Origin of the sequence: Streptomyces spiroverticillatus, assembly GCA_014650415.1 — a bacterium.
In the GTDB taxonomy this organism is placed as follows: domain Bacteria; phylum Actinomycetota; class Actinomycetes; order Streptomycetales; family Streptomycetaceae; genus Streptomyces; species Streptomyces spiroverticillatus.
Genome location: BMUX01000001.1, coordinates 288,922 through 307,778, shown reverse-complemented (window position 1 = coordinate 307,778; position 18,857 = coordinate 288,922). Strand labels below are relative to the sequence as shown.

General features: G+C 70.5%; 18 protein-coding genes. 9 read left to right on the top strand and 9 right to left on the bottom strand.

All coding sequences use genetic code 11. From position 1 onward, the window contains the following. Nucleotides 1-32 precede the first annotated feature (32 nt). Entirely contained in the window at nt 33-428 is a 396-nt protein-coding gene (locus IE269_RS01420) for a DUF192 domain-containing protein (protein WP_189820806.1), read from the bottom strand. Nucleotides 429-532: 104 nt separating this feature from the next. On the opposite strand from IE269_RS01420, the gene IE269_RS01415 reads away from it, so the two are divergent. The 3 genes from IE269_RS01415 to IE269_RS01405 all read left to right on the top strand — a co-directional run bounded on the left by IE269_RS01415 (nt 533) and on the right by IE269_RS01405 (nt 4,246). Beyond that, nucleotides 533-1,312 carry a prepilin peptidase gene (locus tag IE269_RS01415; RefSeq protein WP_189820805.1) on the top strand — a complete coding sequence of 260 codons (780 nt, stop codon included), beginning with the start codon at nt 533-535 and terminating at the stop codon, nt 1,310-1,312. A 156-nt stretch (nt 1,313-1,468) separates the two neighbouring features. Further along, nucleotides 1,469-2,578 (top strand): baeRF3 domain-containing protein, encoded by a 1,110-nt coding sequence (locus IE269_RS01410; RefSeq protein WP_189820804.1) that lies wholly within the window; start codon nt 1,469-1,471, stop codon nt 2,576-2,578. A 108-nt stretch (nt 2,579-2,686) separates the two neighbouring features. Further along, nucleotides 2,687-4,246, top strand: a complete 1,560-nt coding sequence (locus IE269_RS01405) for a DUF2079 domain-containing protein (protein WP_189820803.1) — start codon at nt 2,687-2,689, stop codon at nt 4,244-4,246. A 251-nt stretch (nt 4,247-4,497) separates the two neighbouring features. Here the strand turns inward: IE269_RS01405 and mgrA are convergent, their stop codons facing one another. Further along, complete coding sequence (gene mgrA, locus IE269_RS01400) at nt 4,498-5,538, bottom strand: L-glyceraldehyde 3-phosphate reductase (protein WP_189820802.1); 1,041 nt, start codon at nt 5,536-5,538, stop codon at nt 4,498-4,500. Nucleotides 5,539-5,678: 140 nt separating this feature from the next. Between mgrA and IE269_RS01395 the strand changes: the two genes are divergently transcribed. The 5 genes from IE269_RS01395 (at nt 5,679) to IE269_RS01375 (ending at nt 11,455) form a co-directional block, all read left to right on the top strand. After that, the gene (locus IE269_RS01395) at nt 5,679-6,440 is read left to right on the top strand and encodes an isoprenyl transferase (protein WP_189820801.1); all 762 of its coding nucleotides are present in this window, start codon (nt 5,679-5,681) and stop codon (nt 6,438-6,440) included. 303 nt (nt 6,441-6,743) lie between these two features. Beyond that, nucleotides 6,744-8,066, top strand: a complete 1,323-nt coding sequence (locus IE269_RS01390) for a PhoH family protein (protein ID WP_189820800.1) — start codon at nt 6,744-6,746, stop codon at nt 8,064-8,066. A 406-nt stretch (nt 8,067-8,472) separates the two neighbouring features. Beyond that, entirely contained in the window at nt 8,473-9,195 is a 723-nt protein-coding gene (locus IE269_RS01385) for an aggregation-promoting factor C-terminal-like domain-containing protein (protein WP_472941457.1), read from the top strand. A gap of 140 nt (nt 9,196-9,335) precedes the next feature. Continuing rightward, nucleotides 9,336-10,712 carry an AI-2E family transporter gene (locus tag IE269_RS01380; RefSeq protein ID WP_189820799.1) on the top strand — a complete coding sequence of 459 codons (1,377 nt, stop codon included), beginning with the start codon at nt 9,336-9,338 and terminating at the stop codon, nt 10,710-10,712. Continuing rightward, the gene (locus IE269_RS01375; RefSeq protein WP_189820798.1) at nt 10,709-11,455 is read left to right on the top strand and encodes a hypothetical protein; all 747 of its coding nucleotides are present in this window, start codon (nt 10,709-10,711) and stop codon (nt 11,453-11,455) included. Before IE269_RS01380 ends, IE269_RS01375 begins: the two co-directional genes overlap by 4 nt. A 60-nt stretch (nt 11,456-11,515) precedes the next feature. Here the strand turns inward: IE269_RS01375 and IE269_RS01370 are convergent, their stop codons facing one another. Continuing rightward, entirely contained in the window at nt 11,516-12,049 is a 534-nt protein-coding gene (locus IE269_RS01370) for an alkyl hydroperoxide reductase (RefSeq protein ID WP_189820797.1), read from the bottom strand. Nucleotides 12,050-12,100: 51 nt separating this feature from the next. After that, nucleotides 12,101-12,655, bottom strand: a complete 555-nt coding sequence (locus tag IE269_RS01365) for a peroxiredoxin (protein WP_189820796.1) — start codon at nt 12,653-12,655, stop codon at nt 12,101-12,103. Nucleotides 12,656-12,790: 135 nt separating this feature from the next. Between IE269_RS01365 and IE269_RS01360 the strand changes: the two genes are divergently transcribed. Next, nucleotides 12,791-13,732: a hydrogen peroxide-inducible genes activator gene (locus tag IE269_RS01360; protein WP_189820795.1), complete on the top strand. Its 942-nt coding sequence runs from the start codon at nt 12,791-12,793 to the stop codon at nt 13,730-13,732. 23 nt (nt 13,733-13,755) lie between these two features. Here IE269_RS01360 and IE269_RS01355 read toward each other — a convergent pair whose 3' ends face one another. The 5 genes from IE269_RS01355 to IE269_RS01335 all read right to left on the bottom strand — a co-directional run bounded on the left by IE269_RS01355 (nt 13,756) and on the right by IE269_RS01335 (nt 18,569). Further along, the gene (locus IE269_RS01355) at nt 13,756-16,050 is read right to left on the bottom strand and encodes an ABC transporter permease (RefSeq protein ID WP_189820794.1); all 2,295 of its coding nucleotides are present in this window, start codon (nt 16,048-16,050) and stop codon (nt 13,756-13,758) included. After that, nucleotides 16,047-16,748, bottom strand: coding sequence for an ABC transporter ATP-binding protein (locus tag IE269_RS01350; RefSeq protein ID WP_189820793.1), 702 nt, complete (start codon nt 16,746-16,748; stop codon nt 16,047-16,049). The genes IE269_RS01355 and IE269_RS01350 overlap by 4 nt, the downstream gene beginning before the upstream one ends. Beyond that, complete coding sequence (locus IE269_RS01345; protein ID WP_189820792.1) at nt 16,745-17,269, bottom strand: PadR family transcriptional regulator; 525 nt, start codon at nt 17,267-17,269, stop codon at nt 16,745-16,747. The genes IE269_RS01350 and IE269_RS01345 overlap by 4 nt, the downstream gene beginning before the upstream one ends. Nucleotides 17,270-17,355: 86 nt before the next feature. Beyond that, nucleotides 17,356-17,622, bottom strand: a complete 267-nt coding sequence (locus IE269_RS01340; RefSeq protein WP_189820791.1) for a type II toxin-antitoxin system antitoxin — start codon at nt 17,620-17,622, stop codon at nt 17,356-17,358. Continuing rightward, nucleotides 17,619-18,569, bottom strand: coding sequence for an SPFH domain-containing protein (locus IE269_RS01335; protein WP_189820790.1), 951 nt, complete (start codon nt 18,567-18,569; stop codon nt 17,619-17,621). The genes IE269_RS01340 and IE269_RS01335 overlap by 4 nt, the downstream gene beginning before the upstream one ends. Nucleotides 18,570-18,857: the final 288 nt, after the last annotated feature.

Here is an 18,857-nt window from a genome sequence, read left to right as displayed (position 1 = left end):
ACCCAGTGCGGAAGACCCCTTCTCGCCGGGGGTCAGGGGCCCTGAGCGGGTTCCGGGAGGATCCGGACGCGTGCGCCGGGGCGTACGCCCCAGCGCGTCAGTGCGCCCGCCTCCGCCTCCAGCACGTGCCGCGTCCTGAGGTGGGGGAGGGGCAGCCGGTTCGGCGGCAGCGTCCGCACCGCGAGAACCCTCAACTCCCGGTCCAGATAGGCGACTTCGAGCGGGAAACGCATCCGGAAGGTGTGGATCCCGGAGGCGGTCGTCAGCAGGAGTGCCCCCTCGATCCCGCTGCGCCCGAGGAGCCCCCGGGAGCGGGCGCGGGCGGAGGCGGCGATCTCCAGGGGGATGCCCGGGAGGAGGTCCGGGTGCGCGGAGTCGGCGAGGCACAGAGTGCCACGGCCGTCCTCGTAACGCTGCTGTCGTCCCACGCCCGGACTGTACGAGGGCGGGGCCACCGGTGTCAGCGGAACCGGTGTGCACAGTGGGCCCACGGGCCCATGACCCCGCGCCGGGGCGCACCTAGGGTGGGGCCGTGTCCGTCACCGTGATCGTGCTGGCCGCCCTCTGGGGAGCCGCCGCAGGGCTGCTCCTGCCGCGTGCCGCCCACCGCCTCTCCGTCGAGCCGGAGGAGGAGTGGCGCGACGCCTGCCCCTCCGGTCACCCCTTCACCGGCTTCGCCCGGGGGTGGGCCGGCACCGGGCGGTGCGCGCGGTGCGCCGGGGGGAGCGGGGCGCGGGGGGCGCTGCGTACCGCCGTCGGCCCGGCGACGTACACCAAGACCCTGCCGTACCCCCTCGTCGGCGCACTCGCCTGCGCCGCGCTCGCCGCCGCCACCGGGCCCCGGCCCGAGCTGGCGGTCTGGCTGCTGCTGACCCCCTTCGCGCTGCTGCTGGCCGGCGTCGACCTGCGGGTGAACCGGCTGCCCGACGTCCTCACCCTGCCGCTCGCCGCCGGGGCCGCGGTCCTGCTGGGCGCGGCGGACCTGCTTCCGGGGAACGGGGGGTCCTGGCTCGGGGCGCTGCTCGGCGGGGCGGGGCTCGGGGGCGTGTATCTGCTGCTCCATCTGGTCAACCCGGACGGGATGGCGTTCGGCGACGTGAAGCTCTCGCCGGCGCTCGGGGCCGCGCTCGGGTGGTACGGCTTTCCCGTGCTCTTCATCGGGACCTTCGCGGGATTCCTCCTCGGGTCCCTGTACGGGCTCGGGCGGATCGTCGTCGGGCGCGGCACCCGCAGGTCGCACTTCCCGTTCGGGCCGTTCATGATCGCCGGTGCCTGGCTGGGCGTGCTGATCGGGGCCCTCGGGGCCCGCTGATCCGGAACGCCGCGCGGGGGCGGATCGGGGCCAATCGTGAGAAATTGCGAAGAGCAGTCAGCCGGTGTGCCCCAGTGCGGTGCGCTGTGTCCCTGTGCAGTGCGCTGTGCCGTGCCCCGAGCTGTCGCCCCGACCGCTACCCCGAGTGGAGTGCCCATGAGTGACGAGGACGCCTCCGACCTGCTCGCCGAACTGCGCCGCCCCCGGCCCTACCCGGCCGTCTCCCTCACCCTGCCCACCCACCGGCACCGGCCGGAGAACCAGCAGGACCACATCCGGCTGCGCAACCTCCTCTCCGACGCCGAGAAGCGGCTCGCCGCCGACCCGAAGGTGAGCAAGGAGCAGGCCGCCGCCGTGGCGGGCAACCTGGGCGAGGCGGTGGACGAGCTCGACCCCGAGCACTTCCTGGAGGGCCTGGTCCTCTTCGCCTCCGCCGACGAGGCCCGTACGTACCTGGTCAGCTCCACGGTCCCCGAGCGGATCGTCGTCGGCGAGACCTATCTGACCCGCAACCTGGTCGCCTCCTCCGCCCGGCAGATCCCCTACCTCGCGCTGCTGCTGAGCGTCGGCGAGGTCCGGCTCTGGCACGGCGTCGGCTACGAGCTGACCGAGATCGACCAGGAGGAGAGCGGCTTCCCCGTCATCTCCTCCGGCGTCGACCGCGACGGCCCGCCCAACCGCGAGGGCGGCCACGGCGAGGAGCAGGACTTCCGCAACATGCTCAGCGAGGCCGACCGCAAGCTCACCCCGCTGCTCCAGGAGGCTGTGCTTCCGGTGGTGGTCGTGGGGCTGCGCCAGCACATCGTGACCTTCCGCGAGCTGTCCCGGCACAAGGCCGTGCTGGCGGCGGACCTGGAGGTCGGCGGCCTGCTCCAGGCGACCGCCCCCGAACTGGTCGAGCAGCTCGCCCCCGCGCGGGCCGCGCTGGCCGCGATCGACACCGAGGAGGCCCTGAAGGCACTGGACGCGGCCCGCAGCGGCAAGCGGTACGCCGCAGGCGCCCAGGACTGCTGGCAGGCGGCGCGCGAGGGTCGCGTGGGACACCTGGTGGTGGAGGAGTCGGTACGGGTCTCGGCCCGGGTGGACGAGGTCGAGGGCGCGCCCCGGGCGGCGCTCGTCTTCGTGGACGAGGGCGGCGAAGGGGTCGAGGACGACGTCGTCGACTCGCTGGCGGAAATGGTGCTCGACGCCGACGGCGACGTGACCTTCGTGCCGGACGGGACGCTCGGCGAGACCGGAGGCATCGCGGCGGCGCTGCGGTACTGACAGGCCCTGCGGTACTGACAGGCCCTGTGGTATTGACAGGTTCCGCGGCTGGAGAGGGCGTGGGTGCGGCTCCACCGGGGCCGCACCCACAGTGGTTAATCTCCGCATATGCGGACAATTCCTGACAGTAAGTCAGTTCAGATCGTCCCCGTGGCGGTGCGCCGCAAGGTGCGCGGCGCCGCCCCCTGGGCCTGGGCCGCGGCCCTGTTCGTCCTCTACGCCACCCTCTCCGTGCAGCGGCACCGCCTCCTGCGCACCACCGGCTACGACCTCGGAATCTTCGAGCAGGCCGTCAAGGCGTACTCCCAACTCCGGCTCCCGTACGTCCCGTTGAAGGGCGAGGGCGTCAACCTCCTCGGCGACCACTTCCACCCCGTCCTCGCCCTCCTCGCACCCCTCTACCGCCTCTTCCCCGCCGCCGAGACCCTGCTGCTCGCCCAGGCCGCACTCCTCGCCCTCGCCGTGGTGCCGCTCGCCCGGTGGGCCGGGCGGGCGCTCGGACGGGCGGCCCTGCACGCGATCGCGATCGGGTACGGGCTGAGCTGGGGGATCGCCTCCACCGTCGCCTTCGACTTCCACGAAGTCGCCTTCGCCGTACCCCTGTTGGCGTTCTCCCTGGAGGCGCTCGGGCGGGGACGGTACGAGAAGGCGGTGCTCCTCGCCGTACCCCTGCTGCTCGTCAAGGAGGACCTCGGGCTCACCCTGGCCGCGCTCGGCGGGTACCTGGTGTGGCGCGGACGGCGCGCGATCGGGTTCGCCGCGCTGCTCGGCGGCGTCCTCGGCACGCTCGTCATCACGAAGGTGCTGCTGCCCGCCCTCAACTCCTCGGCAACGTACGCCTATGGCGAGTACGTCTCCGACGGCCCCCGGGGCTCCGTGCTCATGACCCTCCTCGCCGCACCGCTCGACGCGCTGCGCCCCGAGGTCAAGGCCGTCACCCTCGTCCTCGTCTTCGCGCCGACCGCCCTGCTCGCGCTCCGCTCGCCGATCGCCCTGCTGGCGCTGCCCACCCTCGGCTGGCGGCTGCTGTCGCAGCACGACTACCACTGGGAGACCGCGTTCCACTACAGCGCGGTCCTCATGCCGATCGTCTTCGCCGCCGCGATCGACGCCCTCACGCCCTACGGCCGGTTCGGCCCGTTCTCCCCGAGCGGCGCCAAGGACAACCCCCTCGCCGCCCGCCACCTGCGCGCCTCGCTCGCCACGATGGTCGCCGTCGCCCTCGTCCTCCTCCCCTCCTTCTCCTTCGGCCTCGTCCTGCGCAAGGACACCTGGCGCACCCCCGACCACGTCCGCGCCGCCCGCACACTCCTCGACCGCATCCCCGACGGGGCGACCGTCGCCGCCTCCAACCGGCTCGTCCCGCAGCTCGTCTCCCGTACGACCGTCGTCCTCTTCCCCGGCTATCCGGTCCCCGGGGAGCTGTACGACACCGACGGCACGCCCCCGCCGCCCACGAGCGAGTGGATCCTGCACGACAGCCGCCCTCATCCGGCGTGGCCGCTCCCCGACGGCCACTGGCCGTACCCGCCCCACCGCCAGCAGGAGGAGCTGGCCCGGGCACAGAAGACGTACGGATACCGGATCGTCGCCGAGGCCGACGGGCTCACGCTCCTCCACCGGGAGGGGGCCGTTGTGCGGGGCGGTGCAGAAACGTCAATCCGGTGAACTGGGCGACACCCCCGACGGGGGAACCCCGACGGGCCTGTTTTCGCCCCCGAAAAGCCCTCCGATGCCATACGCCGCAAGGGATTCGGCACCTTGCACCGTGCACAGTGTCGACTTCGGAGAGTAATTGATTCGCGTCCTGGTGCGCAGCATCACTTACGAAGGGTTATGGTGGAAACCCCCCCTCGGGCCGGTCCGTATCCCCCCCACGGACCGGCCCGTTTTTTGTCTCCGCGCCCCCTCGGGGCGCGTCAGCCCCGTCCGGCCCAGATGTTCGTGCCGGGGGTGGAGACCGCGAAGGAGTCGATCTCCTTCAGCTCCGCGTCGGTCAGAGCCGGAGCCCCGAGCGCCGCCACGTTCTCCTCCAACTGCTTGACGCTGGACGCCCCGATGAGCGCCGACGTCATCCGCTCGTCCCGCAGCACCCACGACAGCGCGAGCTGCGCCAGCGACTGACCGCGCCGGGACGCGATGTCGTTGAGCCCGTTGAGCCGGCGCACGACCTCCTCGCTCAGCAGGTCCGGGTCGAGCGACTTGCCCTGGGTGGCCCTGGACCCCTCGGGGATGCCCTTGAGGTACTTGTTCGTCAGCAGCCCCTGCGCCAGCGGCACGAAGGAGATGCAGCCCATGCCCGCCTCCTCCAGGGTGTCGAGCAGGCCGTCGTCCTCCGTCCAGCGGTTGATCATCGAGTACGACGGCTGGTGGATGAGCGGACGCACGCCCATCTCCCGCAGCAGGCGCGCCGCTTCGGCGGTCTGCTCGCTGTTGTACGAGGAGACGCCGACGTACAGCGCCTTGCCCTGCTGCACGGCGGACGCCAGCGCGCCCATCGTCTCCTCGAGCGGGGTGTCCGGGTCGAAGCGGTGCGAGTAGAAGATGTCGACGTAGTCCACGCCCATGCGCTTCAGCGAGGCGTCCAGGGATGACATCAGGTACTTGCGCGAGCCCCACTCGCCGTACGGGCCGGGGTGCATCCCGTAACCCGCCTTGGTGGAGAGGATCAGCTCGTCGCGGTACGGGGCGAAGTCCTGCGCGAAGATCTTGCCGAAGTTCAGCTCGGCGGAGCCGGGCGGCGGACCGTAGTTGTTCGCCAGGTCGAAGTGGGTCACCCCGAGGTCGAAGGCGCGGCGCAGGATCGCCCGCTGCGAGTCGAGGGAACGGTCGTCGCCGAAGTTGTGCCAGAGGCCCAGGGAGACGGCCGGGAGCTTGAGCCCGCTGCGGCCCGAGCGGCGGTACTCCATCGTGTCGTAACGGTCGTCGGACGCGCGGTAGTGAAGGGAATCGTCAGTCACGGTTCCCCTCCCTATCACGTACGTACTTGTGACAGACCGGGTTGGGACGGTGTGGCCCGTGCGCAGTAGTGTGACGGGCTCGGGGCCACGGCAGACCGCAGACTTCCGGGCCTCGGGGAACACGAGAGGGTGGAACCGCTGTGAACCTGCGCGACCTGGTGTATCGGCTCTACGCACGCCGGGTGGAAGGCCGACTCGACCACGCCCAGGTGCCCAAGCACATCGGCGTCATCCTCGACGGCAACAGACGCTGGGCGAAGGCGGCGGGCGGTACCACCGAGCAGGGGCACAAGGCCGGCGCCAGCAAGATCCAGGAACTCCTCGGCTGGTGCGCGGAGACCGACGTCGAGGTCGTCACGCTCTGGATGCTGTCGACGGAGAACCTGGACCGGCCCGAGGCCGAGCTGACTCCGCTGCTGTCCATCATCGAGGGCGCCGTGCGCGACCTCGCCGCCGACGGACGCTGGCGCGTCCACCACGTCGGCACGATGGACATCCTCCCTGCACGAACGCAGGGTGTCCTCAAGGAGGCCGAGCAGTCGACGTCGGGCAACAAGGGAATACTGGTCAACGTCGCCGTCGGCTACGGAGGACGCCAGGAGATCGCCGACGCGGTGCGTTCGCTGCTCCTCGAACACGCCGAGAAGGGCACCTCCTTCGAGGAGCTCGCGGAGATCGTCGACGTCGAGCACATCTCGGAACACCTCTACACGCGCGGCCAGCCCGACCCGGATCTGGTCATCCGCACCAGTGGTGAGCAGCGGTTGTCCGGATTCATGCTCTGGCAGAGCGCCCACTCCGAGTACTACTTCTGCGAAGTCTTCTGGCCCGCCTTCCGCAAGGTCGACTTCCTGCGCGCCCTGCGCGACTACGCGGCCAGGCACCGGCGTTACGGTTCCTGACCGCACCCCGTACCCCCCAGGCGTACCGAATACGCGTCATCTGTCCTGGCCATGACCAGGTATGGCGGCGCGTGTTCGAGGGAATACCCCTTCCAGGTCGGCGTCCGGACCACGGACGCCGAATCTCAGTGAGCGGCTGGATGTCGCTCGCCCGGGAGGCCCTTTGCACCAGGACGCTCGCGCAGCAAGAAGCGCAGGCGACGTGGAGGGCCGGTTCTCGGCCCGCGCATCGAGGCCGAGTCCGGTCCCTCCGCCCGCGACGTCGTCGCACCCCAACCTCAGTACGAGGGGGTACGTCCTTCCGTGGTGAACAGCTCTAAGCGCCGCCTTCCCGACAGGCGCACCTACGTTCTCGACACCAGCGTCCTGCTGGCCGACCCCAGCTCCATGACCCGCTTCGAGGAGCACGAAGTCGTGCTGCCGATCGTGGTCATCACCGAACTGGAGGCCAAGCGGCACCATCCGGAACTCGGTTACTTCGCCCGGCAGGCCCTGCGCATGCTGGACGAGTACCGCATCCGGCACGGCCGCCTCGATGCCCCGATCCCGATCGGGGACCTCGGCGGGACGGTGCGGGTCGAACTCAACCACTCCGATCCCGGTGTACTGCCCGCCGGTTACCGGTTGGGGGACAACGACTCACGGATTCTCGCCGTCGCACGCAATCTCCAGGCCGAGGGGTACGACGTCACCGTCGTCTCCAAGGACCTGCCGCTGCGCATCAAGGCCTCCTCGGTCGGCCTCCTCGCGGAGGAGTACCGCGCCGAACTGGCCATCACCGACTCCGGCTGGACCGGAATGTCCGAACTGACCCTGGAGGCCGATCAGGTCGACCTGCTCTTCAGCGAGGAGCGGGTGTACGTCCCCGAGGCCGCCGACCTGCCCGTGCACACCGGGCTCGTGCTCCAGTCGGAGCGCGGCAAGGCGCTGGGCCGGGTCACCGCGGACGGCAACGTCCGGCTCGTACGCGGGGACCGGGGAGCCTTCGGCATCCACGGGCGCAGTGCGGAGCAGCGGATCGCGCTGGACCTGCTCCTTGACCCGGAGGTCGGGATCGTCTCGCTGGGCGGGCGGGCCGGCACCGGCAAGTCGGCGCTGGCGCTGTGCGCGGGCCTGGAGGCCGTACTGGAGCGCCAGGAGCACAAGAAGGTGATGGTCTTCCGGCCGCTGTACGCGGTCGGCGGGCAGGAGCTGGGATACCTCCCCGGCTCCGAGTCCGAGAAGATGTCGCCGTGGGCGCAGGCCGTCTTCGACACCCTCTCCGCGGTCGCGGGCAAGGAGGTCATCGAGGAGGTGCTCGGGCGCGGGATGCTGGAGGTCCTGCCGCTCACCCACATCCGCGGCCGCTCGCTGCACGACGCGTTCGTGATCGTGGACGAGGCCCAATCCCTGGAGCGGAACGTCCTTCTGACGGTTCTGTCCCGGATCGGGGCGAATTCGCGGGTGGTGCTCACCCACGACGTCGCCCAGCGGGACAACCTGAGGGTCGGGCGGTACGACGGAGTGGTCGCCGTCGTCGAGAAGCTGAAGGGTCATCCGCTCTTCGCGCACGTCACGCTCACCCGCTCCGAGCGCTCGCAGATCGCCGCGCTGGTGACCGAAATGCTGGAGGACGGTCAGATCTGACCCAAGTGTCCCGATGGGCACGGCAGTTGGCGCCGCCCGGCGGGCCCCGCGGAAAGCGGGTGATCCTAGCCGGGCGGCGTCGCGTCGCGCCGGGGGTTCCACAAATCCGCAGCCCTGAAACCAGTGTGACCTTTCACACGTAACGAAGAATTGATTGTCGGCCTGATCTTCCGGCAGAGTCTTGCTTCCGTCAGGCCCCGCATACGGCACACCCGCACCTCCAGAGGTGCAACACCACACAAATCAACAGACTTCGCCGTATGCCGCCCGAGTAACACGGAGCACTCCCCAGGGAGTTGCCCACCGGGTCCGAGCCTCCCGTGACACAGCACGTAGGGAGGACAGCGCCAGGGGTGCGATTGCGTCCGCGAGGGTCACCGGCCGGACGCTGCTGGAAGGAAACCGTGTGAGCCGGATTTCGGTTCGGGGATTCGCAGTGGCCTCCGCCACCGCGGTCACCACTGTCGGCGCCGTCGTGGGCGTCGCATCGGGCGACCCGCAGTCGTCGAGCGACAACAACTTCGAGGCAGCCGCCGCCGACACGACTCTCCTCGCGGACATCCCCGTCGGCCAGCAGGCGCAGGTGGCCTCCGCCGCCGTCGCGCAGCAGGCGGACGTGCAGGCCGCAGCCGCCGACGAAGCCGCCAAGACGCAGGCCGAGCAGTCCGCCCGCCTCAAGGCCGCCTCCGACGCCAAGGCCAAGAAGCAGAAGGCCGACGACGCCAAGGCCGCCAAGGAGAAGGCCGAGAAGGAGGCGAAGGAGCGCGAGCAGAACGAGGACGTCGCGAGCCGTTCCGCCTCCCGCGACTCCTCCTCCTTCGAGCAGCAGTCGTCGTACACCGTCGCCGAGGTCAAGGCCATCGCCCGGCAGATCGTGCCGGCCGGTCAGTTCCAGTGCTTCAGCAACATCGTGCAGAAGGAATCGACCTGGAACTACAAGGCCACGAACCCGACCTCGGGTGCCTACGGCCTGGTCCAGTCGTACCCGGGCAGCAAGATGTCCTCGGTCGGCGCCGACTGGCGCACCAATCCGGCCACCCAGATCCAGTGGGGCCTGAACTACATGAACCAGCGCTACGGCAGCCCGTGTGACGCCTGGAACTTCTGGCAGGCCAACCACTCGTACTGAGAAGCGTGATCCCGGGTACACGTCGCCCGGGCAGTCAACTTCACGGAGCCCTCCACCGTCCTACGGTGGGGGGCTCCGCACGTGTACGGTCGGGTCCGTCAACTCCGGGGGGAGCCGTGGGGGGAAGAGGAAGCAGCATCATGTCGAAGACACCAGGGTGGCTCGGCGGGCTCGGCGCCCGGCTGACCCACATGGGAGAGCGTCTGGAAGAGCGCCGCGCCCAGGCGCAGGCCGATCCCGACGCCGTGGCCGCTCCGGAGGTCGACGTGCCCGATCATGTTCCTCCGCCCCCCGACTACGCGCCCGCCGTGGCCGCCAAGCCCGAGCCCGCGGCCGCCGTGCCGTGGGGGCTGCGGGTCGCCGCCGAGGCGTCCTGGCGGCTGCTGGTGCTGGCCGCCGTCATCTGGGTGCTGGGGCAGATCATCGTCCAGGTGCAGCTCGTCGCCTTCGCGTTCATGGGCTCGCTGCTGATCACCGCACTGCTCCAGCCGACGGTCTCGCGGCTGCGGAAGATGGGCCTGCCGCGCGGGCTCGCGACCGCCTTCACCGCCATCCTCGGCTTCGTGATCATGGGGCTGATCGGCTGGTTCGTGGTCTGGCAGATCATGGACAACGCCCAGGAGCTCACGGAGAAGGTCCAGAAGGGCATCGAGGACCTCCGCCACTGGCTGCTGAACAGTCCCTTCCACGTCACCGACAAGCAGATCAACGAGATCTCCAAGAACCTCAGTGACGCGATCGGGACCAACGTCCAGGAGATCACCTCCGCCGGACTCCAGGGCGTCACGGTCATCGTCGAGCTGATGACGGGCATGCTGCTCGCGATGTTCTCCACCCTCTTCCTGCTGTACGACGGCAAGAGGGTCTGGGAGTGGACGCTCAAGCTGATCCCCGCCCAGGCGCGTCCGGGCATGGCGGGCGCGGGTCCGCGGGCCTGGCGCACGCTGACCGCCTATGTGCGGGGCACGGTGATAGTGGCCATGATCGACGCCATCTTCATCGGACTCGGCCTGTTCTTCCTGGACGTCCCGATGGCCGTGCCGCTCGCCGTCGTGATCTTCCTCTTCGCCTTCATCCCGCTGGTCGGCGCGGTCATCTCCGGTGCGCTGGCCTGCGTCGTCGCGCTCGTCGTGCAGGGACCCTTCGTCGCGCTGATGGCGCTGATCGTGGTGCTGGCCGTGCAGCAGATCGAGGGCCACGTGCTCCAGCCGTTCATCCTGGGCCGCGCGGTACGGGTCCATCCGCTCGCGGTGGTCCTCTCGGTCGCCGCCGGTGGTCTGATGGCCGGCATCGGCGGTGCGGTGGTCGCGGTGCCGCTGGTGGCGGTGCTCAACACGGCGGTCGGCTATCTGCGGGCCTACTCCAAGGAGAACGCCCTGCGGGCCGCCCCCAAGCCGCACGGCGCCACCGCCCACGCGGTCGCCCCGACCCCGGCACCGGGCGCCGAACCACCGGCCTCCGAGTCCGGGTCGACCCAGGACCGTACGTACGAGAAGGGCAACGGAAACGCCACGTGATAACCGAGCCGGAGCTGGTCGGGGGACCGGACGAGGGGCCGGGGCCCGAGCTGCTGGACACCGAGGAGGGGCCCACGCTCGCCGAGCGGGCGCGGGTCTGGCGGAAGCTGCCGTGGGTGTGGGCGGTCGGCGGGGCGGTCGTCGCGTCGGCGCTGTGGGCGGGCGGGCTGTACGTGTTCCGGGACCAGGGCCCTAACCAGCGCGGGTATGTGTTGAAGTACGGCGACTGCGGCGACCTGCGGGTGCCGGAGCTGTCCCGGGTGTTCGGCGAGCGGAACCCGCCGGCGGACGCCGCGTCCTTCCACGACGACCCGGCACTGGTGTCCATGGAGTGCACCCTCGGCCTGCGGCCCCGAGCCGGGGTGCGCCCCGGCGACACGGTCGTCGACGTGGTGACCCTCACCGTCGAGCAGCACCGCCGGACCGACCCGGGCCCCGAGTTCGCCGTACGCAGCAAGCGCGCGGCGGTCTACGCGCCGGGACTGGGCGACGAACTGCCCCTCGGGGAGGTCCGGGGGCTGGGCGACCGGGCCTACTACGGCTCCGGCGCGGTGGACGGGTTCGCCTGGTCCCAGCTGTCCGTCCTGGACGGCGGCGTGGTCCTGTCCCTGAGCGTGCAGCCCACGGTGCAGCGGCCGGAGGGCGCCGACAACGGGCCGTCGGGGGAGCCCGACCTGTCCGGGGTGCGGGAGAAGGTCCTGGTGGCGGACATGCGGTCGCTGATGGAACAGCTCAAGAAGTAGCCCGTACGCGAAAGGGGCCCACCGGCATCGCTGCCGGTGGGCCCCTTCCCGTACGTACCGCTACGCGGAGAGCACGGCCTCGGAGTCGAGGGTGACGCCGACGGCCTGGATCACCGCGGCGATCTTCACGGCCTCCTGGATGGTCTCGCGGGAGACGTCCGCCTTGCGCAGGACCTGCTCGTGCGAGTCCAGGCACTGGCCGCAGCCGTTGATCGCGGAGACCGCGAGGGACCACAGCTCGAAGTCGACCTTCTCGACACCCGGGTTGCCGATGACGTTCATCCGCAGACCGGCGCGCAGCGTCCCGTACTCCGGGTCGGAGAGCAGGTGGCGCGTGCGGTAGAAGACGTTGTTCATCGCCATGATCGCGGCGGCGGACTTGGCCGCCGTGTACGCCTCGGCGGAGAGGTTCGCCTTCGCCTCGGGCTCCAGCTCGCGCAGCACCTTCGGCGAGCGCGAGGCGATCGCGCAGGCCAGCACGGTGCCCCACAGCTGCTGCTGCGGGAGGTCGCTGTTGCCGATGACCGAGCCCAGGTTCAGGCGCAGGTCCTTGGCGTAGTCCGGGACGGCGGACTTCAGTTCGTCGAGTGCCATGTCAGATCAATCCGTTCAGTGGTCCGTACGGTCGGGCGTGCTGCGGGGGAATTACTCGCCCGAGAGCAGCGCGACCGGGTCCAGGGTGTTCTCGCCCTTGGTCCAGTTGCACGGGCACAGCTCGTCCGTCTGGAGCGCGTCGAGGACCCGGAGGACCTCCTTCGGGTTACGGCCCACGGAACCGGCGGTCACCATCGTGAACTGGATCTCGTTGTTCGGGTCGACGATGAAGACGGCGCGCTGGGCGAAGCCGTCCTCGCCCTCGATGCCGAGGTCACGCATGAGCTCGTGCTTCGAGTCGGCCATCATCGGGAACGGCAGGTCGGTGAGGTCCGGGTGGTCCTTGCGCCAGGCGTGGTGCACGAACTCGGAGTCGCCGGAGAAGCCGAGGATCTGGGCGTCGCGGTCGGCGAACTCGTCGTTCAGCTTGCCGAACGCGGCGATCTCGGTCGGGCACACGAAGGTGAAGTCCTTGGGCCACGCGAAGACGACGCGCCACTTGCCCTCGTAGGACTTGTGGTTGATCTGCTCGAACTCCTTGCCGGACTCCAGGGAGACACAGGCGGTGAGGTCGTACAGGGGGAACTGGTCACCAACAGTGAGCACGCGCTCTCCTTGTGGCATCGGGAAAGTCCCTTTTCAGGGGTTTCCTGTGGGGGTGGACGGATCCCCAGAGTGACACAGGGGGCATTGATAGCGGAAATAGCTAGACTTGCTCGTACCGATCGGAGGTGGCTATCAGTGGCCGTAGTAAATAGGGGCAAGCAGCCCTCTCTGGCCCAGCTGCGGGCCTTCGTGGCGGTCGCCGAGCATCTGCACTTCCGCGATGCGGCCGGTGCGCTCGGGATGAGCCAGCCCGCCCTGTCCGGGGCGGTCTCGGCCCTGGAGGAGACCCTCGGCGTCCAGCTCGTCGAGCGTACGACCCGCAAGGTGCTGCTCTCGGCGGCCGGCGAGCGGCTGGCGGTACGGGCCCGGGTGGTGCTGGAGGCGGTCGGCGAACTCCTGGAGGAGGCGGAGGCGGTCCGTGCGCCCTTCACCGGGGTGCTGCGGCTCGGGGTGATCCCGACGGTCGCGCCGTACCTGCTGCCGACGGTGCTGCGGCTGGTCCACGACGCCTACCCCGCGCTGGACTTGCAGGTCCACGAGGAGCAGACGTCGTCACTGGTGGACGGTCTGGCGGCGGGCCGCCTGGACCTGTTGCTGCTGGCGGTGCCGCTCGGGGTGCCCGGGGTGGTCGAACTCCCGCTGTTCGACGAGGACTTCGTCCTGGTCATGCCCGACCAGCACTGGCTGGCCGGGCGGGACGACATCCCCCGCGAGGCCCTGCGCGAGCTGCACCTGCTCCTCCTCGACGAGGGGCACTGCCTGCGCGACCAGGCGCTGGACGTGTGCCGGGAGGCGGGGCGGGAGGACGGCGGCCCCGTCACGACGACGGCCGCCGGTCTCTCCACCCTGGTCCAACTGGTGGCCGGGGGACTCGGGGTCACCCTGCTGCCCCGCACCGCCGTCCAGGTGGAGACGGGCCGCAACCCCGCCCTGGTCACGGGCTACTTCGCGGACCCGGCCCCGTCCCGCCGCATCGCCCTCGCGATGCGCGCGGGGGCGGCACGGGCGGAGGAGTTCACGGAGTTCGCGAAGGCGTTGCGGGGGGCGCTGGAGGGGCTGCCGGTGCGGATGGCGTAGGGCCGCCCTTCCGTGCCGGGTGCCTATTCCGTGCGGAGACCGTCGGGGCGCATCAGGCGCCAGAGGGCAGGCATGCTCAGCAGGCTGACCAGGAGGACGACCCCCGCGCCCAGGCCCGACATCGACGCGATGGCCCGCCAGTCGACGCCGACCCGGAATCCGGTCATCAGCAGCAGCACAGCCCCCAGCCCGTACCCGATGGCGACCGCGAGCAGCAGCCCGAGGCCCACCGGCAGGGCCGTCTGCCACAGCACCGACCAGCCCAGCGTCGAGCGCTTCGTGCCGAAGGCGACCAGTGCAGCCAACAGCTTGCGGCGTTCGCGCAGTTGCTCCAGCTGGGAGATCAGCAGGCTCGCCCCGATGAGGAGCAGTACGCAGGCGGCGCCCGCGAGGACTCCCCGCCGGATCTGCACGTACCGGTGGTCGGTCTGTCCGTCGGTCATGCCCATGGCCTGCACCATCGGATCGGCCGCGTAGGCGGTGTTGCGCACGTGCTCCACGACGTTCGGCACCCCGAGGTCCAGCTTCAGTGTGAAGCGGTGATCGTACGAGGGCTTGACCGCCGCGGGCATCGCACTGGGGGTGGCGAAGACGCCGTTGACCGGGTACCTGCCCACCGCCGGCTTGAGCGGCACCGTCGGGGCGCCGGCCGGCAGCGTCCAGGACAGGCGCGACTCGGGCTCACCGGGCATGGCCGGGTCGAGGAAGTACGCGTGCCCCGGTGTGAATCCCTTCAGGTCCTTGCCCGCTGCCAGGAAGACGTCCCCGTCCTTGCACGACGTCAGCTCCACGAGCTCGCGCAGCGCGGTGCAGTCGGCCACGGTCACGTCGGCGTAGTGCTCGCCCCCGGAGGGTGAGTCGCCCAGGCCGGTCCGGGCGTAGGCGAAGGTCTTCTCGACGCCGGTGATCGCGGCCAGGTCCTTCCTCAGTTGGTCCGCCCCGGGGGCGGCGGGACTGGCCGCGTGGACGGCCACCTGCATCTCGCTCTCGGAGGCCCCGTTGTCCCGGGTGTAGTGCTCGCCCGTGCCGCTCAGCAGCATCTGGAGGGCGATCGCTCCGGCCACGGCCACGGCGATGCCGTTGGCCGCCCGGGCCGCCGTGCCGCTGCTCAACTGGAGCCTGCGGACGGCGAGCTGGAAGGAGACGGGTCCCTTGCCGAGGCGGGTGACGACCGCTTCGACGACCCAGGGCAGGAGGACCGTGACACCGATCAGCAGCATCGCGGTGCCCAGAACGACGAAGTTCTGGTCGAAGTGACCTCCTCCGTCACCCCTGCGGATCTGCGGCAGCAGCAGCGCCAGCCCCGCCACGGGCAGCAGCACCCGCCACCACACCCGGCGGCGCACCGGCTTGGCGGTGCGGACCACGCCGAGCGGCTCCACGACCACCCCGCGCATCGCCAGCAGCGTCACCAGGACCGCAGCCGCCGGCACCGCGAGGCAGACCAGGACCACCAGCGCGGGCGCCGGGGCGAGGTCGGAGGGGAAGACGCTGATGCGTTCCAGGGTGATCAGCCCCGCCATGGACCGGGCCGCGAAGAACAGCCCGGCGCCCACCACCAGCCCGAACAGGGCGCCCACGAGCGCCTCGCCCGCCGCGACCCACCGGGTCATGCGCCCGTCGGCCCCGACCAGCCGCAGCGCGGCGAGCCTGCGGTCGCGCCGTTCGCCCCCGAAACGTACGGCTGCCGCGATGAGTACGGCGACGGGGATCAGCAGGACGACGAACGCGACCAGGACCAGGAGCATCAGGATCGGGTCGAGGCCTTCCTGGGGGAAGCCCTGGAAGCGGTTGATGCGGGAGGCCTCGTCGCGGACGAGGGTGTCGCTGCCCTGGTAGTAGGCGAGTTCGTTGGGCCCGGCCAGGCCCTGGTCGCCGATGACGGCGGTGACGGGGCCGTTCAGGCGCTTCTTGAGGAGGTCTCCCTCGGGAGAGTCGAGGAGTTCCTTCAGCGCGGGGGAGACGGCCAGTTCGCCCGGCTTGGGCAGTACGGACAGGCCGGGCGGCACCGGGGCCCCCGGGCCTTCGGGGCGCAGGACTCGTCCTCGTACCGACAGATCGTGGTAGTCGGACCAGACGGTGCCGATGAGGAGGGTGTCCCGGCCCGGCTTGTCGAGGCTCTGCTCGCCGACGAACTCGCCGCGGGCGTTGTCGCGCTGGTCGCGGGCGGCGAGGGCGTTCGGGATCGCGGAGGTGACCAGCAGGAGGGCCACGCCGCAGCCGACGCCGATGGCGGTCAGGATCGTACGGATCCATCCCTCGCGGCCGCCGTTGACGGCGAATCTGGCGCCCAGCCGGAGGTCGTCGAGCGCGCTCATCCGGTGAACTCCAGGGTCAGGTCGCGGGACTTGCCGTCGCGTACGACGACCTCGCGGTCGGAATAGGCGGCGACCCGGGCCTCGTGGGTGACCAGGACGACGGCGGCGTTGGTGGAGCGGGCGGCGTCGGTGAGGAGCTCCATGACGCGTTCGCCGTTGAGGGAGTCCAGGGCGCCGGTCGGCTCGTCGGCGAAGATCACGCGGGGGTTCGGGGCCAGGGCACGGGCGACGGCGACGCGCTGGCCCTGGCCGCCGGAGACCTCGCCGGGGCGCTGGGCGGCGACGGTGTCGACCTCCAGGCGCTCCAGCCAGGACAGGGCGGTGCGCTCGGCGTCCTTGCGCTTGGCGCCGTTCAGGCGCAGGGGGAGCGCGACGTTCTCCACGCAGGTCAGCTCCGGGACGAGCTGGCCGAACTGGAAGACGAAGCCGAAGTCGGAGCGGCGCAGGGCGCTGCGCTCGCGGTCGGCCATGGCGGAGAGGTTGCGGTTGTCGTAGGTGATGAGCCCGGAGTCCGGGGTGACGATTCCGGCCAGGCAGTGCAGCAGGGTCGACTTGCCGGAGCCGGAGGGGCCCATGACGGCGACGACCTCGCCGGGGTGGATGGAGAAGGACGCGCCGTCGAGGGCGGGGGTGGAGCCGTAGGCCTTGTGCAGGCCGGTGGCGGTGAGGAGGGACCCGGCGGGTGCGGCGGAAGTCATCGGCGTACCTCCGCGGCGAGCCGCTCCAGGCGGGCGGCGGTCAGTTCCAGCCAGCGCAGGTCGGCCTCCAGGTGGAACAGGGCGTGGTCGCAGATCAGCTGGTCGGCGAGGTCGCCGCGCCGCTTGCGGTCGGTGAGGTTGCGCATCAGCCGCAGGTGCTCGGCGCGCTGGGTGTCGAGCAGCTGACCCGCCGGGCGGTCGGTCAGCAGGGCCAGGACGACCTTGGTGTAGAGGGTCGACTGGAGGTACGGCTCGGGCTTCTCGGGGCTCGCGAGCCACTGCTCGACGTCGGTGATCCCGGCGTCGGTGATCGCGTAGGTCTTGCGGTCGGGGCCGTTGCCCGACTCGGTGCCGTCGACCTCGACGAGGCCGTTCTTCAGCAGGCGGGACATCGTCGCGTACACCTGCCCGTAGGCGAGCGGACGGTCGTGCCCGAACTTCTCGTCGAAGGTGCGCTTCAGGTCGTACCCGTGGCGGGGGCCGGCCTCCAGGAGGCCGAGCAGGGTGTGGCTGATGGACATGCGGAGGACTATACACACCGCGTATACGCGGTGTGTATAGCTGGGGAAAAAGCAGGTGGGAGACGGTCGAAACCGCCTCCCACCTGCTAGTTCTCGTCTGCTTCTGGTTCTTCCGGTTTTGCCTTCGGTGGGCGTCCCCGGCGCGGGATCGGCCCCGTGTGCTTCGGCAGCCGTCCCGCGTCCGTGAGGGACTTCCGGAGCAGGAACTCGATCTGCGCGTTCGCGCTGCGCAGCTCGTCCGCCGCCCAGCGGGCCAGGGCGTCGTACACCTTGGGGTCCAGCCGCAGCAGCACCTGCTTGCGGGCCTCGCGCCGGGCCCTGGGTGCGGGCTCCTCGGTGGCGTCCTCGCTCACTGGTAGAGCGACCCGGTGTTGATGACCGGCTGGGTGGCCCGGTCGCCGCAGAGCACCACGAGGAGGTTGCTCACCATGGACGCCTTTCGTTCCTCGTCCAGCTCCACGATGTCCTGCTCGGAGATCCGGGCCAGCGCCTGCTCGACCATGCCGACCGCGCCGTCCACGATCAGCTTCCGGGCGGCGACCACCGCTCCGGCCTGCTGCCGCTGGAGCATCGCGGAGGCGATCTCCGGGGCGTACGCGAGGTGGGTGAAGCGGGACTCGATGATGTGCACGCCGGCCGCCTCGACGCGGGCGTGCAGCTCGATCGCCAGCTTCTCGGTGATCTCGTCGGCGTTGCCGCGCAGCGACAGGCCCTCCTCCTCGTGGGAGTCGTACGGGTACTCGATGGCGATGTGCCGTACGGCCGCCTCGGTCTGCGTCGAGACGAACTCCAGGAAGTTGTCCACCTCGAAGGAGGCCTGCGCGGTGTCCTCGACCTTCCACACCACGACGGCGGCCAGCTCGATCGGGTTGCCGTAGGCGTCGTTGACCTTCAGGACCGCGGTCTCGTGGTTGCGGACGCGGGTGGAGATCTTGTGGCGCGTGGTGAGCGGGTTGACGTAGCGCAGGCCGTCGGTGCGGATGGTGCCCCGGTAGCGGCCGAAGAGCTGGACCACGCGGGCCTCGCCGGGCGCCACCATGTTCAGCCCGCCCATCGCGATGATCGAGGCGAAGAACAGCAGGATGCCGACGACGATCAGGGCGACCTTGAGGCCCACCCCGTCGGCGGCGATGCCGATCACGGTCAGCCCGGCACCGGCGACGACGCCGAGCAGCCCGAGGAGCAGCGCCAGGCCGCCGTTGATGCTGTGCGCCGCGAACTCGGTGACGCGGGGGGCGGGCATGTCGGGTACGTCGCCGGGAGGGTTGCCGGAGGCGGTGTGGTGGGTGTCTGTGGTCATCGCGGTCCCCGTTTCTGTGCTCGGTGCGCCTCGTGGGCGTCTAGCAAAGTGATATCACTTTAACGCGCCCCGGGGATCCGGCAAAGCCTCAATTCGGATTCACTTCCTCAACTTCTTCCTCACCTGGCAACCTTTGGGCACGCTTGTTCGTCGGTTCCCTAGGGGGAGGTGCTGATTGTCACGTCCGTAAAAGGTGCGATCGGCCCCTAAATGTCCGATCCGGCGGTGTTAGCTTTCTGAGCTGATCCGGCGAATGTCCGGTGAGTGTGGCGAGTGATGACTGAGATG